12 protein-coding genes are annotated in these 15,727 nt (G+C 61.9%); 1 reads left to right on the top strand and 11 read right to left on the bottom strand.

What is annotated here, in order from left to right:
* Window positions 1–2: 2 nt before the first annotated feature.
* A complete protein-coding gene (locus tag JIO00_RS07310; protein WP_010462173.1) occupies window positions 3–971 on the bottom strand; it encodes a glycosyltransferase family 2 protein in 969 nt (322 codons plus the stop codon).
* Window positions 972–1,249: 278 nt separating this feature from the next.
* Between JIO00_RS07310 and JIO00_RS07305 the strand changes: the two genes are divergently transcribed.
* Window positions 1,250–1,441: a YegP family protein gene (locus tag JIO00_RS07305; protein ID WP_010462174.1), complete on the top strand. Its 192-nt coding sequence runs from the start codon at window positions 1,250–1,252 to the stop codon at window positions 1,439–1,441.
* Window positions 1,442–1,643: 202 nt separating this feature from the next.
* On the opposite strand, the gene JIO00_RS07300 is transcribed toward JIO00_RS07305, so the two are convergent.
* The 10 genes from JIO00_RS07300 to JIO00_RS07255 form a co-directional block, all read right to left on the bottom strand.
* Entirely contained in the window at window positions 1,644–2,348 is a 705-nt protein-coding gene (locus tag JIO00_RS07300) for an NAD(P)H-dependent oxidoreductase (protein ID WP_145307363.1), read from the bottom strand.
* A 73-nt stretch (window positions 2,349–2,421) separates the two neighbouring features.
* Window positions 2,422–3,837, bottom strand: coding sequence for an aldehyde dehydrogenase family protein (locus JIO00_RS07295; RefSeq protein ID WP_010462179.1), 1,416 nt, complete (start codon window positions 3,835–3,837; stop codon window positions 2,422–2,424).
* The gene (locus tag JIO00_RS07290) at window positions 3,830–5,020 is read right to left on the bottom strand and encodes a pyridoxal phosphate-dependent aminotransferase (RefSeq protein ID WP_200667888.1); all 1,191 of its coding nucleotides are present in this window, start codon (window positions 5,018–5,020) and stop codon (window positions 3,830–3,832) included. The genes JIO00_RS07295 and JIO00_RS07290 overlap by 8 nt, the downstream gene beginning before the upstream one ends.
* A gap of 27 nt (window positions 5,021–5,047) precedes the next feature.
* Window positions 5,048–6,655, bottom strand: a complete 1,608-nt coding sequence (locus tag JIO00_RS07285; protein ID WP_200667887.1) for a 5-guanidino-2-oxopentanoate decarboxylase — start codon at window positions 6,653–6,655, stop codon at window positions 5,048–5,050.
* Window positions 6,656–6,665: 10 nt separating this feature from the next.
* Window positions 6,666–8,765, bottom strand: a complete 2,100-nt coding sequence (locus JIO00_RS07280) for an acetate--CoA ligase family protein (protein WP_200667886.1) — start codon at window positions 8,763–8,765, stop codon at window positions 6,666–6,668.
* Window positions 8,766–8,783: 18 nt separating this feature from the next.
* Window positions 8,784–9,944, bottom strand: coding sequence for an acyl-CoA dehydrogenase family protein (locus tag JIO00_RS07275; protein WP_010462188.1), 1,161 nt, complete (start codon window positions 9,942–9,944; stop codon window positions 8,784–8,786).
* A 53-nt stretch (window positions 9,945–9,997) separates the two neighbouring features.
* Window positions 9,998–10,789, bottom strand: a complete 792-nt coding sequence (locus tag JIO00_RS07270; RefSeq protein WP_077750041.1) for an enoyl-CoA hydratase/isomerase family protein — start codon at window positions 10,787–10,789, stop codon at window positions 9,998–10,000.
* A gap of 304 nt (window positions 10,790–11,093) precedes the next feature.
* Entirely contained in the window at window positions 11,094–12,506 is a 1,413-nt protein-coding gene (locus JIO00_RS07265; protein WP_010462192.1) for an amino acid permease, read from the bottom strand.
* Between the two features lie 186 nt (window positions 12,507–12,692).
* Window positions 12,693–14,954, bottom strand: a complete 2,262-nt coding sequence (locus tag JIO00_RS07260) for an ATP-binding protein (protein WP_200667885.1) — start codon at window positions 14,952–14,954, stop codon at window positions 12,693–12,695.
* Entirely contained in the window at window positions 14,951–15,724 is a 774-nt protein-coding gene (locus tag JIO00_RS07255) for a substrate-binding periplasmic protein (protein WP_010462196.1), read from the bottom strand. Before JIO00_RS07255 ends, JIO00_RS07260 begins: the two co-directional genes overlap by 4 nt.
* Window positions 15,725–15,727: the final 3 nt, after the last annotated feature.

Below are 15,727 nucleotides of genomic sequence, written 5' to 3'. Positions count from 1 at the left end.
GTTCAGTCCTTGGGGTCGTAGACGCGCCGCACCAGATACACCGGGCGGCGTTTTGACTCGATATACGTGCGGCCCAGGTATTCACCCAGCACGCCGATGCCGATCAATTGCAGGCCGCCCAGAAACGTGACGGCGACCATCAGCGACGCATAACCCGGCAAATCGACACCGGAGATCAAGGTTCGCAAGATGATGAAAATGGCAAACGAGAACGAGATCAGCGAGACGAACAGCCCCAGATACGTCCAGATGCGCAGCGGTTCGGTGCTGAAACTGGTGATGCCTTCCAGCGCGAAGTTCCACAACCGCCAGCCGTTGAACTTGCTCGCCCCCGCCACCCGTTCAAGGCGCTCGTAGTTCACATGCGTCGTGCGAAACCCGACCCAGGCAAACAGGCCTTTCATGAAGCGCCGGGACTCGGGCAGGGTTTGTAGGGCGTCCACCACACAACGGTCCATCAGCCGAAAATCGCCGACGTTTTCCGGCAGATGTTGCTCAGCGATTTTGTTGTGCAGGCGATAAAACCAGTTGGCCGAGGTTTGCTTGGCCCAGGAGTCGGTCTTGCGACTCACACGATGACCCAGCACCACTTCATAGCCTTCACGCCAAAGGGCGATCATCTCGAGGATCACTTCAGGCGGGTCCTGCAAATCGACGTCGATCGGCACCACCACCTGGCCGGTGGCGGTCTGCAAGCCGGCGGTCAGGGCCGCTTCCTTGCCGAAATTGCGGCTCAGATCGACGATGCGCAGGCGCGAATCGGTCTGTTGGCGCTCCAGCAGCAGGTCGAGCGTGGTGTCGGTGCTGCCGTCGTTGACGAACACCATTTCCAGACCGATCAGCGTTTCATCCTTGAAAACGTCAGTGATCCGCGCGATGAACAAATCAATGGTCGCCGCCTCATTGAAAACCGGTATCACGAGCGAAAGCTGCACATGCCCGGTCAGTTGCGTTCCGTGCTGATGAGTCAATTGATTGCTCTTTTTTTATAGTGATTTTTCTACAATCCGAGGTCGTCGACAGCTGCTCGACGCCATGAGCCGTGTCGTATTAAGCAGGACCGAGGGAGGTGATGCAAGGGCGAAACTGCGGGGGTTTTGGCCATCCACACCGACCCGGCAGCGCGGGCTGAAATATTTTCAAATGCCTGGAAACAAATGCCTGATGGCCAAAAAACCCAGCTCCGCTAGGCTTGCCCCCGATGCGACACACAGGTTGTCGCGATGACCCATCGCATGGAGCGAGCAGAATGTATTTCGAGATTTACAGGCAATCCAAAGGCACGCCGAGCACCGGCAAAGGACAATGGCGCTGGCGCTTGAGGGCGGGGAACCACGAGACGATCGCCAGTGGCGAGTCGTATGTGAACAAGGCGGATTGCCTGCATGCCATCGGGTTGATCAAAGGGGTTGAGGGTGAAACGCCGGTGAAGGAAATCTAAACCCGATCACCTCTGCCGAACCTGTTCAGTGATCGGGAACAGCTTCGGCATATTTCGTTTTTCGGGGTTGAACTCGCTGGCCCCTTCGCGAGCAGGCTCGCTCCCACAGGAGATCTGTGGCGTACACAAACCCTCTGTAAGAGCGAGCCTGCTCGCGATGGGGCCGGAAAACACACCCTCAAGCCCCCGCCAAAAGCCCCTTTCAACCAGGCAACGGATACAACGCCTCATCAAACTGCGACAAGCGCGGAAACTGCATCGGCCGGTCATCACTCAGATGCTCCAGACGCTGCTGATAACCCTGCAGGAAATCTTTGCGTGCTTCGTCACTGATGTACGGCACATGCCAGGCCACGAACGGCTCGAGCACGTCAAACCCGACATAGGCCAGCGTGCCACGCAGGATCGGCCGCAACATATCCTCCAGCGGACCATGAATCGCGCCATCACCGAACATATGCTCACGGCCGCCCAGGGTGACGGTAACCAGCGCCTTCTTGCCGCTCAATCCGCCCTGGTCGTAAAAACGTTTGCCGCCGTAGCAAATACCCGACACCAACACCCGATCAATCCAGCCCTTGAGTATCGCCGGGGCGGAGAACCAGAAAATCGGGAAGTTCAGGATCAGCAAGTCAGCCCACAGCAGTTTGTCGAGTTCTTGCTGGATGTCCGGCGCCAGCGACTGGCTCTTCACCCCCAGCCGTTGCTCCAGCGCGTACACCAGGTACTCGGGGTTCTCCCGCGAGGAAAAGTCATCGGCACTGGCCACCGGGTTCCAGTTCATCGCGTACAGGTCGCTGACCCGGACCTCATGCCCTTGGGCCTCAAGCGTCGTCACCGCCTGGTCACGCAGGGCGGCGGTAAAGGATTTCGGCTCCGGGTGAGCGTGGACAATCAAGACTTTCATGGCAATTTCCTAAACGTTTACAGGTTTTATGGGTGGGCGATAACCGTGCGCAGATCGTTTGAATCGTCAACGGTCACACCTGGATCGCCTTCACTTCCACAAATTCATTGAGCCCTTCTTCTCCCCATTCCCGGCCATTGCCTGACTGTTTGTAGCCGCCGAACGGCGCCTGATAATTGAACGCCGCGCCGTTGAGAAAGCACTGCCCGGCACGCAACTGTCGTCCCAGCTGCAAGGCGCGTTCAGTGCTGCCGGCCCAGACACCGCTGGACAAGCCAAACGGCGAATCGTTGGCGATCTGAATCCCTTGCGCTTCATCGGTGTAGGGAATCAGGCACAGCACCGGCCCGAAGATTTCTTCCTGGGCGATGCGCATGCGGTTATCGACATCGGCGAACAGCGTTGGGCTGACGTAGTAACCGCGTTCAAACGCTTGCGCTGTTTCGCCGCCGAAAACCAGCCGCGCGCCTTCTTGTTGTCCGGCCTGAATGTAGTCATGCACGGTGCGACGCTGCGCCGCCGAGCACATCGGCCCGAGGAAACTCTGCGGGTCCAGCGGATCGCCCATGCGCAGGCTTTGGGTTTCGGCAATCGCCAGTTCCACGGCCTCGGCGTAACGACTGGCCGGCAGCAACATTCGGGTCAACGCAGTGCAGGTCTGCCCCGAGTTGATCATCACGTCCTGCACGCCGTAGCGCACGGCGGCAGCCAGATCGGCATCCTCGGCAATCAACAGCGGCGACTTGCCGCCCAGTTCCAGGCACACGCGCTTCACCGAAGGCGCCGCCGCTTGCGCCACGCGAACCCCGGCACCGGTGGAGCCGGTGAACGACACCATGTCCACGTCCGGGTGCTTGGCCAGCGCTTCGCCGACTTTCGAGCCCGGTCCGCTGACCAGGTTGAATACGCCGGCCGGCAACCCGATCGCTTCGATCATCTGCGCCAGCAAAAAGGCATGCAACGGCGTTTCCTGACTCGGCTTGACCACCACGGTGCAACCGGCGGCCAAAGCCGGGGCGAGTTTGCCGATCAGTTGATGCAGCGGGTAGTTCCACGGATTGATGAAGGCGCACACACCGACCGCCTCGCGGATGACCAGCGAATTACCGACCTCGCGCACTTCATCCATCAAGCCGGCGAGTTCGACGTATTGCTCCAGGCCGATGATGGGCCCGTCGACCTGCACCGAACGGCACCATTGCACCGGCATCCCCAACTCGGTGGTGATGACCGCAGCCATTTCATCGGCCCGGGCACTTAACTGGTCGGCGAGGGCACGCAGGTAACCGGCGCGAACACTCGACGGCGTCCGCGACCATGGACCGAAGGCCCGGCGCGCCGCAGCCACCGCGTTGTCGACATCGCGCTCATCGCCCAGCGGCACCGAACCTGCGACCTCTTCAGTGGCCGGATTGATGACCTCGGCGATGCCCTGCCCCGACGGGGTCTGCCAGCGGCCATCGATAAACAGCGTCTTGTGGTTATGCATAGACATGGGCTTCCATCAGTTCAGTGGCGCAACGGGTGATTCGCTGGCAGGCGTCACGCAAGGGTTCTGCGCCCAGCACCAGGCCCAGGCGAATATGCCCGGCTGCGCTCGGACCGAAGGCTTCACCGGCCAGCACCGACACGCCATGACGGTCGAGCAAGCGGTCGGCAAACGCTTGGGCGCTGAGCCCGGTGTCGCGGATATCGACCATCACGAACATTCCGCCATCGGGTTTCAAGGCCCGCACGCCGGGGCAGTCGGCCAGGTATTCGCAGACCAGATCGCGGCGTTGGCGATAGGCTTCGCGCATCGTGTCCAGTTCCGGCAGGTTGCTTTCCAGCGCGACGACGGCGGCGTCCTGCACGAAGTCCGGCAAACCGTAGAGCATGCACAGCGCGAGGTTTTCCAGGTGCTCGGCCAGCGCCGGTGGCGCGATTGACCAGCCGATGCGCCAGCCGGTCATGGCGTGGGATTTCGACAGGCTATTGAGTGTCGCGGTGCGCTCGGCCATGCCCGGCAAACTCGCCGGACTGATGTGTTCGCCGTCGAACAGCAACTCGCTGTAGACCTCATCGGAAATCAGCCACAGGTCGTGGGTGATGCATAAATCTGCAAGCGCCTGCCAGGTGCTGCGCGACAAACTGGCGCCGGACGGGTTGTGTGGACTGTTCAGTGCCAGCGCCCGGGTACGCGGCGTGATGCGGGTGGCGACGTCTTCGGGCAACACCCGAAACCCGTTTTCGGAACGCACCGGCACCGGAATCACCACCGCACCGCAGGCACCGAACACGGCTTCATAAGTGACGTACATCGGCTCGGCGACGAGCACTTCGTCGCCCGGATTCAGTACGCACTGCGCCACGCAGAACAACGCGCATTGCGCCCCGGCGAGCACGGTGACCTGCTCCGCCGAAACGTGCTGGCCACTGCGTTTGGCGTAATGCCGGGCGATGCTTTCACGCAGTGCGCGTTTGCCACGCACGTCGGCGTAGTGGGTGTTGCCGGACAACAGGCTGTCGATGGCCGCCTGCACAATCGGCACCGGGGTGTCGAAATCCGGGTCGCCGACTGACAGCAGCAAAATGTCTTCGCCCTGCTCTTTCAGCGCCAAAGCGCGGTAGTGAATGTCCCAGGCGGCAGCGCCGTCACCGGCGATGCGTTGAGTCAGATCGGAAAAGCGCATGGCGGTATCCTTTTTACAAAATTGGAGTCACTGCGCGCACGCGTGCTTGAGTTCGATCAGGGTCACGCCGTTGCGCTTGAAACCGTGGCGCAAGTCGGTTTCCAACTCGGCCAGGCTTTGCGGCTCGCTCACCGTGCAACCGAACGCACGGGCAAGGGCGGCAAAGTCCGGGTTGCGCGGCAGCACGCCAATCGGCTCGATATCCAGCCCGATCATGTCGTCGCGGATCTGTCCCAGCGCGTCGTTGTTCCAGAGCAACACCACCAGCGGGCTGTCCAGCTCTTCGACGGCGGTGGCCAGTTCCTGCGCGGTGTAGAGAAAACCGCCGTCGCCAACCAGCACCAGACCCGGCCGCTGCGGCGCGCCGAACTTGGCGCCGATGCCCGCCGGCAAGCCATAACCCAGCGTGCCGTAGCCGGTCGGATGCAACCAGCTGCGTGGTGTCAGGCTGTTGAAGGCGTAGTTGCCGGTGTAGGCCAGTTGGGTCATGTCGGTGCTGATGAAGGCATCGTCCGGCAGCTCCGCAGCGATACGTTCGAGTATCGCTTGATGGATCGACTGCAAGGGACCGTGGCTGTTTTGCACCGCTTCACGCAGCGCTGCGACGGACGCGATCGCTGCACTGGCATCGCGGTTGGCGGGCGACAGACGTTCCAGCAACGCGGCGAGGGTGTGTTGCGCATCGCCTTGCAGCGCCACCGCGCACGGGTAGAAATCGTTGAACTTGCGCGGGTCGATGTCCACGCGCAGCAGCTCGGCATTCAGCGGCAGACGCTCGCGCCAGAAATCGGTGTCGGCCATTTCGGTGCCAACGGCCAGCACCACGTCCGCCTCGGCGATGAGTTGCCAGCCCGGCTCGACGCATAGGGTCGAGCCGGCATTGAGGGGTGCATCCGGCGGCAACAGGCCTTTGCCGGCCACGCTGGTAAACAGAGGCGCGGCGAGTCGGGTGCTGAGTTCATGCACTTGCTGCTGCGCATTCAATGCGCCACCGCCGGCGATGATCATCGGCCGTTTGGCGCTTTGCAGTTTGGCCACGGCCTGATCCAGCGCCGTAGCGGCCGGTACGCCACGGCTCGGGCGACGCACCACTTCATTGCTCCAGTCGCGGCTGACCTTTGCCGACAGCACGTCGAGCGGCACGGAAATGTGCACCGGGCGCGGACGCTCACTGTCAAACACCGCGTAGGCACGGGCGATCAATTCGGGCAGGTCTTCGGCGCTAAGGGCTACCGCCGAAAACGCCGTGATCGGCGCGGTAATTGCGCGCTGGTCCTGGGTTTCGTGCAGGCACCCCCAGCCTTTGCCGAGGCTGGCGGTGTGGTTGACGCTGGATATCACCAGCATCGGAATCGAGTCGGCATAGGCCTGGCCGATGCCGGTCGCGGCATTGGTCACGCCCGGCCCGGTGATGATGAAGCACACACCCGGTTTTCCGCTGACTCGGGCGTAGCCGTCGGCCATGAAACTGGCGCCTTGCTCATGGCGCGTCAGCACATGGCGAATGCCGCTGCCGGGCAGGCCACGGTACAACTCCAGCGTGTGTACGCCGGGGATGCCGAACACGGTGTCGACGCCGTAGTTGGCCAGCAGGCGGACCAGGGCCTGGCCGCCGGTCAATGTTGTGCTTTGCATATTCAAGTCCTCACTCGTGGCCGAGGCGAATCAACGCATCGACCGCAGTCGTGCCATCGGCACCGACCAACAATGGGTTCACATCAAGTTCCAGCAACTGCCCGGCGTTCTCGCAGGCGTAATCGGCCACCGCTCGAATCGCCGCCACCAGCGCGTCCAGATCCGCCACTTGGCGACCGCGAAAACCTTGCAGCAACGCGGCACTGCGCAGGCCGAGCAACGCTTGGCGAATGGCGCCATCGGTGGTGGGCAGCAACAGGCTGCGACTGTCCTTGAGCAACTCCACCAGAACTCCGCCCGCGCCGATGACCAGGGCCAGGCCGAAGTCGTTTTCGCGTTTGATGCCGACGATCAGCTCGGCTAACGGCGGCTTGGCCATGGGCTCCAGCAGCACCTGATCGAACGGCACGTGCGGCGCGTAATCGACGAGGCTGGCGCGCATTTTTTCCAGGGCAGCGTTCAGAGCGGCGCCGTCCTTGAGGTTCAACGCCACGGCGCCGGCTTCGGTTTTGTGCGGCAGTTGGGAGCTGACCGCTTTCAATACCAACGGGTAACCCAGCACGTTGGCGTCGCTCAACGCCTCGTCTGGTGAGCTCAACACGCCGTTGGGCGTCTGCAGGCCGAAGGCGCGCAACGCTTTTTTCGAATCCCATTCATTGAGCAAGCGACCTTCGCCTTCCAGCGCCTGAGGGCAGTGCGGCACCAGCACTGATTCACCGAGCGCCAGCAGCGCCTGACGGTTGCGTTGATAGCCAGCAATCCGCCCCCACGCGGCCAGCCCGTCTTCGACGCCTTGCAACGCCGCCACGCCTTGGGTATGCAGACGTTCGCGAGCGTGGGCCGGCAGCAATTCCGGGAAAGCCGAGGTGACAAAACCGGTCTTGCCGTGGCGGATCAGCGCTGCACAGAACAGCTCCAGCAGCAGGTCGCATTCCTTGCGTTCGCCGGTAAATTCGGCCGGGTAATCGAGCACCAGCATCGCCGCATCGGCTTCGGTGCGCAGGGCGCTGTCGAGCATGTGGTTCAAGGCTTCGCCGTCGCCCCAGATCGCCGTGGTGAAATCCAGCGGATTGACCAGATTGGCGTAGCTCGGCAGCACTTGCGCCAGCTCATCGCGCTGACCTTCGTCGAGTTTCGGCAAGCTCAGCTCGTTGCGCTCGGCGTAGTCGGCGATCAGCCCGGCATCGCCTCCCGAACAGGCCAGTGCGATCAGGCTGTTGCCCGCCGGCAACTTGCCGCACGCCGCCGCTTTCAAGGTTTCGACGAAACTCACCGGGCCGCTGACGCGGATCACGCCGAGGCGCGCAAACAGACTGTCGTACAGCGCATCGGAACCGGACAGGGAGCTTGTGTGACTCAGCGCCAGCTCGGCACCGATCTGCGACACGCCGGTTTTCAAGGCGATGATCGGAATGCCCTTCTCTAATGCCTTGTGGGCCGCGCGGGCGAAACCCGGGACGTTTTTCAGGCCTTCGAGGTGCAAGCCGATGGCGGTAACGCGCGGCTCATCGAGCAACACGTCCATCAATTCGGCGATGCCCAGTTGCGCCTGATTGCCGACCGACGCCATGTAGGCCACTGGTAGCGAGCGGTCACTCATGGACAGGTTGTAGGCAAAGTTACCGCTTTGGGTCAGGACGGCGACGCCCTTCTCCACCGGTTTTCCGCCATGGGCCACCGGCCACAGCGCGGAGCTGTGCAAGTAGTCGAGCAGGCCGTAACAGTTGGGGCCGAGCAAGGCCATGTGGCCGGCGGCTTTGAGCAATTGTTGCTGCAAAGCCTGGCCCTCGGCACCGGTTTCGGCGAACCCGGAGGCGTAGCAGATCGCCCCGCCTGCGCCCTTGGCGGCCAGTTCGGCAACGCAGGTCAGGGTCAGCTCGCGGTTGGTCGCGATGAACACCGCGTCCGGGCCGCACGGCAGATCGGCAATACGGCGCACACACGGCACGCCTTCAAGGCTGTCGTGCTGCGGATTGACCAGCCACATCTCGCCAAGGTAACCGCCGTCGGCGCAGCGCTTGAGCGCGCGGGCCATGCTGCGGCCACCGATAAACGCCAGGTGGCGCGGTGCGAGCATGCGTTTGAGGTTGTCACGAATCGTTTGCGACATAGCCATTCTCCCGACCGGTCAGCGCAACAGTGGCCGCAGCAATTCGCGGGAAATGATGTGGCGCTGGATCTCCGAGGTGCCTTCCCAGACGCGCTCGATCCGCGCGTTGCGCCAGATGCGTTCCACCGGGCATTCGTCCATCAGGCCCATGCCGCCAAAAATCTGCACCGCCTCATCGGCGACCTTGCCGAGCACTTCACTGGCAAACAACTTGGCCATGCCGGCCTCGCCGTCGGTCATGGTGCCCTGGTCCATTTTCCAGGCGGTGTGCAAGGTCAGCAGTTCGGCGGCGCGGATCTGCGTGACCATGTCGGCGAGCTTGAACGAGATGCCCTGGTAGGTGCCGATCGGCTGGCCGAACTGCTTGCGGTCGGCGGCCCATTGCAGCGACACGTCGAGCGCGCGTTGCGCCTGGCCGACGCAGTTGGCGGCGACCATCACCCGTCCGGCCGTGAGCCAGGCGTTGGCCACGTCCCAGCCCTTGCCCACTTCCCCCAGCACTTTATTGGCGGGGACGCGGCAGTCGTCGAAGAACATTTCAAAGGTGTGATAACCGCGGTTGCTCACGCACTTGGGACCCCGGCGAATGGTCATGCCCGGCGTGTCGCGGTCGACCAGGAACGACGTCACGGCGTTGCGCTGTTTGCCGTTGTGTTCGTAGGTGTCGGTGACCGCGAAAACGATGGCGAAATCGGCGTGACCGGCGTGGCTGATGAAGTGCTTGCTGCCGTTGAGAATGAAGTCATCGCCGTCGCGCACGGCACGGGTCTTGATCGCGTTGGCGTCGGAACCGGCACCCGGCTCGGTCAGCGCGAAGCAATCGATTTTCTCGCCCTGGATGCACGGCAGCAGGTAGTCGTTGATCTGCTCGCCGGTGCAGGCCATGAGGATTTTCGACGGCCGCGCGACAAACACATGCAGCGCCCACGAAACCTTGGACAGTTCACGCTCGATCAGCGCCTGGGACAGGTAATCGAGGCCACCACCGCCCACTTCTTCGGGCATGTTGAAGGCATAGAAACCTGCCGCAATCGCCTTGCCACGGATCTGTGCCGCCAGCTCCGGGGAGACTTCGTCGGCGCGGTCGACCGCTTCCTCATGAGGCAGCAGTTCCTTGGCGACAAAGCTGCGTACCGCGTCCACCAACATGTCTTGTTCTTGGGTCAGTTGGAAATTCATGGGGCTACCTGTTGTTCATGTGCTGAGTAGGTGTACGAGGCCAGTCATCGGGCCTATTGGCCGCTGAAGTGTGCCGGGCGTTTTTCGATGGCGGCGCGCAAGGCTTCGGCGCCGTCTTTGCTGCGACCGCAAAGCAGGCCGGCGGCGAGCTCGGCTTGCAGTTGCTCCGGCAGGCTGCGCTGGGCGCCTTCGCGCATGAGTTTTTTGGTCTGGGCGAAAGCGAACGTCGGACCGTTGGCCAGGCGCGTGGCCAATTCGGTGGTCACGTCGTGCAGTTGTTCATCGGCGCAGACTTCGCCGACGAGACCGGCGGCCAAGGCACGGTCGGCGCCCCACAACTCGTCGAGGAACAGCAGGCGCTTGGCTTGTTCGGTGCCGATCAGGCGCGGCAGATGCCAGCTGGCACCGGCGTCCGGCGAGTAGGCCATGCTGGTGTAGCCGGCCTTGAAGCGCGCCGATTGCGCGGCGATGCGCAGGTCGCAGCACAGCGTCAGGTCCATCCCGGCGCCGACGGCGGTGCCGTTGATGGCGGCGATGGTCGGTTTTTCCAGGCTGTACAAACGGCTCATTAATGCATGGGCGGTTTCGGTCCAGCCGTAGCTTTCGAGGGCGCCACGGGCTTCGGCATCGGCCCACTCGGCGAGATCCGCGCCGGAACAGAAACTGCGGCCGCTGCCGGTCAGCACCACGACCCGAACGGAGGGATCGGCGTTGAACTCATCGAGCACGGCGTGCAGGTTTTTCAGGGTCGGAATGTCCAGCGCATTACGCTGATCGGGGCGATCGAGGGTGATCCAGGCCACGCCGGCTTTTACTTGGCACAGCAGAGAAATGTGAGTAGTCATGCGAATCCTCGAATTATTGTGTTTGGCGTGAGGTGGTGCGACTTAGGGCCATACTAAACGAGTGTTCAGTAAGACGGCAATTGGCTGAAGAACGGGCTGTAACAGCCGCGATTACTTAGTAAGTAGTTGATTTTATTGGTTTAAGTTCTGACATCCAGCCATGCGACGACTGCGCTGTTACAACTTTGAACAACTGCCTACAGCGCGTAACCCACCAAAAACAACGATGGGAGCAAGCCGTGGCGAGGGGATTGATCCTCTCGCCACGGCTTGCTCCCATAGGGTTTTGTCTTGGCGTGTACCGCTACGCCGTCGGCAAGCTCGGTGCCAGCACCGCCTGGCGCTTGCGTTGAGTCAGGAAGTACGCGGCGTAGCACACCGCGATAAACCCGAAGCCCCAATACAGCGAAGGGCGCTGCGTTTCATCCAATGCCAGGAACACGAACAGCGAACAGCACAACGCAATGCATGTCAGCGGCAACAGCGGGAACCACGGCGCGCGGTATTTCAAGTCGCTGAGCTTGCCGCCATCGCGCAGGTAAGCCTTGCGGAATTTGTACTGCGCCAGCGCGATCACGATCCAGGTCACCGTGCCCGACATGCCGCTCACCGCCATCAACACCATGAACAGCGTGTCCGCCGCGACGAAGCTGGTCATCAACGACACCAGCGCGAAGCACAAGGTGATGCTCAGCGCCCGCAACGGCACGCCGCGCTTGCTCAACGGCGACAGGCTTTTCGGCGCCATGCCGGTCTTGGACATCGCCCACAGAATGCGCGTAGAGGCATACAGGCCCGAGTTACCCACCGACAGAATCGCCGTAAGAATCACAAAGTTCATCAAGTCAGCCGCATAAGGAATGCCGACCATGTCGAACACTTGAACGAACGGACTTTCCATCAACCCGGCCTGCTGCCACGGCACGATTGCCGACAGCACCACGATCGCCAGCACATAGAAAATCAACACGCGAAACACCACGTTGCGCACGGCGCGCGGGATGCTTTTTTCCGGCTGATCGGTTTCGCCGGCGGCCACGCCCATGATCTCGCAGCCCTGGAAGGCGTAAACCACAGTCATCATCACTGCGAATACCGCCGACAAACCGTTGGGGAACAGCGAATCGCCGATCAGGTTGGTCATCATCGGTGCCGGTGCACCGCTGGTCAGTGGGATCGCGCCGAAAATCACCAGCACGCCGACCACAATAAACCCGAGGATCGCCGCGACCTTGATCCCGGAAAACCAGTATTCCGCTTCACCAAAAGCGCGTGTGGCCAACGCATTCAGGCCGAACAGCACCACCACGAACAGCGCCGACCAGTACCAGATCGGAATGGTTGGAAACCAGCGTTCCATCAGCATGCCTGCCGCCGTGAACTCCAGGCCCACGGTGGTCGCCCAACTCATCCAGTACACCCAGCCGATCATGAAGCCGGTGGCCGGCCCGATGAACTTGGTCGCGTGGGTTTGAAACGAGCCGGACACCGGCATTTGCACGGACAATTCGCCCAGGCACACCATCACCAGGTACATCAGGAAACCGGCGACCAGGTAAGCGAGAATCGCCCCCACCGGCCCGCCCTGATTGATCGTCACTCCGGAGCCCATAAACAACCCCGTGCCGATCACGCCCCCCAGGGACAACATGAAAATGTGTCGGCTTTTTAAAGCGCGGGTCAGGTGGATGCCATTACGTTCGATAGATTCGCTCATGTCCGCACCCCATCAGCAAGGTGCGCGTGGCGCGAGGAGGGATCAGCTTTACGGCGGTTCATTATTATTATCTCCAATAAGCTTCGAAGACCGCGCTGTGGCGGTTATCTCGATTATTGGAAGGCCATGTAAGCTCCCGTTGACCTTAACGCTCGAAGTTGTAAAAAGTCGTAACGAACTTGTATGTCAGGGGTGCAGCAGGTCGGTCAGCGTCTGTTGCGAATGCTGCAAGTGCGCGTGAACCTGCGGTGCCAATATCCGCAACCTTGATTCGTCGTTGAGCAGCGCAGCCTCTTCCAGCGCGCGCAGCACAGTGGCCAATGCACGAAAGCCCAATGAATCGCTGCTGCCGGCCAGGCGATGCGCCAGGTGAGCGACTTCGGTGCAATCGTCGGCCTCGATCGCTTCCGTGAGCGCTTCGCGATGCTGGCTGATCGAATCGCGCAACACCGCCAGCAGTCCCTGGAGTTTCTGTTCACCGAGCAAGGTGCGGTGGGTGTCCAGCAGCGGCCAATCCATTGCCTCGTCAACAGGCTGCGGCGTGGGTATGGGTGGATGCCCGGCCAGGGCCTGACGCAGATTGTCGAGTTTCAGAGGTTTGGCGAGAATGCCGTCCATCCCGGCATCCAGATAACCGCGCACCAGCGCCGGTTGCACACTGGCGGTCAGGGCGAAGATTCGGCATCGGCGGTTCGGGCCTTCGGTGCCGCGAATCAATGTGCACAACTCGACGCCACTGATGCCCGGCAGGTGCACGTCGAGCAGGATCAAATCGAACGTCTGCCCGGCGCATTGCATCAGCGCCTGCTCGCCGTCTTCGGCGAGCCAGACCTGATGCCCGTCCCGTTGCAGCAAGCCGCTGACCACTTCACGGTTCAGCGCCACGTCCTCGACCACCAGAATCTTCAGCGACTTGCCGGGTTCGCGGCTTGACGCTACCTCGGGGGTGCCGGTCGACGGTTGCAACGTCACTTCAAACCAGAAACAGCTGCCCTGCCCGACCTGGCTTTCAACACCGATCTGCCCGCCCAACTGCTCCACCAGATGTTTGCAAATGGCCAATCCGAGACCGGTTCCGCCGAAACGTTGCGCCACCTCCTCGCTGGCCTGCGTGAAGCGCTCGAAAATCTTATCCTGCACCGCCGGCGCAATGCCGATGCCGTTGTCCGTCACGCTCAGGCGCAGCCGTTGCCCGGTCTGTTGCGGGTTGGGAGCCAGCAGCACGACCTCGACTCTGACCTCTCCACCTTCGGTGAACTTGATCGCGTTGGCCAGCAAGTTGCTCAATACCTGACGCAAGAATTGTTCGGCGCCGCGATGGCGACCCGCGACTTGCGGATCCATCCGGCAGTGCAGCGTCGTGTCGTTGCTCAGCGCGCGCGGTTCCAGCAGCGTCAGCACCTCGTCGAGCAACCGCTGGAGGGAAAAGTCGACCGGTTCCGGGTGGCTGACGCCCTCCTCCAATCGAGCGAAATACAGCACTTCATTGAGAATCGACAACAACCCTTCGCCCGCCTTGTACAACGCATCCAGACGTTTGCCGTTGCGCTCATCCAAGTGGGCGTCACGCAGCAATTCGGCCATGCCAAGGATGCCGTTGAGCGGCGTGCGCAGTTCGTGGCTCATGGTCGCCAGGAACCGTGATTTCGCAAGGTTGGCCGCTTCGGCCTCATCCTTGGCACGCATCAGGCTGGCGGTGCGGCGCTCAACCCTTCGCAGCAGTTCATCGCGGTTGTCTTGCAGGGCCAGTCGATCGGTTTCCCGGCGGTCAATGTCACTGAGGATTGCCCGGCGCATGTCGTCCAGCGCATGGGCCACGGTGTCGATTTCGTCCTCGTCGGCGCCACGGCGCTTGTCCAGCTGCAAGGGGTCGTGCCAGTCACCAGCGGCAACGCGCCGGGCGAACTCGGCCATGACTTGCAGGTGCCGCGTGACCAAGCGGTAAAACAGCCCCGACAGCGCCACCGCCAGCCCGCATAAGAACACGCTCATCCATAACAGGCTGGTCAAACCGGTGGCATACAAACGCTGGTGCACGGCGCCCAGATCGGTGCTGACCTCCAACTGGCCCAGATGCCGCAACGGCCCGGACGGCGGTTGATAGTCCAATTGAAAACGCTCAATGCGCAACGGCCCGACCGGCTCCGCGTTGCCATGCAGCAGATCGAAATCAGGGCTGATCAGATGCACCCGTGCCACGTCGGAGAAATCCACCAGGCCGCGTAACTGCACATTCAATTGTTCCTGGTTCAAGTCCCAGAGACTGCGCTCCAGACTGGCCAGATACCCGGCGCGAATCAGCTCCATGCGCGAATCGATCTCGCGCATCTCGCGGCGGTATTCGAAGTACAACTGCACGGTGCTCGCCAGGACGGTGAAGCACAGGCTGAACAACAGAATGAACAACAGCAGACGCCGCAACAGCCCCCCGGGCCGTGCGCCGATCATTTCGAATTCGCCGGCAGGTTGATCATGTCACGGTACGTGACTTCGCTTTCGTCGAGCAAACGCTCGACCTCCCCGGCATCGACCATGCGTTTGAGTTGCGCATCGATGTCCGGCATGCGGCTGGCCAGTGGTGAACGGCGTGATACCGCAATCCGCAGGTAGTCAACGCTCAAGGAGGTCGGCAAGGCGACGATGTCTTGTGCGCCCGGCAGGTTCTCGACGTAAAGCTCGCCGGTGCGTCGCTCCGAGGTGATGAAGTCGATGCGCCCGCGAATCAGTTTTCCGAAGTTCTGGCGGCTGTCAGAGACCCACTCGATGTTTTGGTGCTGTGCGACCAAGCGGTCGAATTCCACGCCATAACTTTCACCGAACAGCAGCCCGCCACGGTAATGGGCCAGGTCCTCCAGACGCTCGAATTTCACCGGACGCTGGCGGTTGATGAACAGTGCGACCTCTTCACGCAACACCGGCACCGTGGAAAACATCATGCTCTGCTCACGTTGTGCGGTGTTGTAGGCCAACACCACATCGACCCGGCCTTCAGCGGCGTCGAGCAGGCAGCGCTTCCAGTTGCCGAGCACGATGATGTCGACTTCATAGCCGAGTTTCTCGAAGAGGTTTTTCACCACGCTCGGGGCCAGGCCGCGCACCTGCTTGCCGTCACTCCAGGAGATCGGCGGGTAGACCGGATAGTCGCAATAGCGAATCTTTTCCGCCGCCATTGTGCTGTGGGCGACCACCCCCAGCAGCAGCGCAAACAGCCGCCACATAAG

It is taken from the genome of Pseudomonas sp. SW-3, assembly GCF_016615645.1.
Taxonomy (GTDB): domain Bacteria; phylum Pseudomonadota; class Gammaproteobacteria; order Pseudomonadales; family Pseudomonadaceae; genus Aquipseudomonas; species Aquipseudomonas mandelii.
This window is presented reverse-complemented; position numbering and strand designations above follow the sequence as displayed.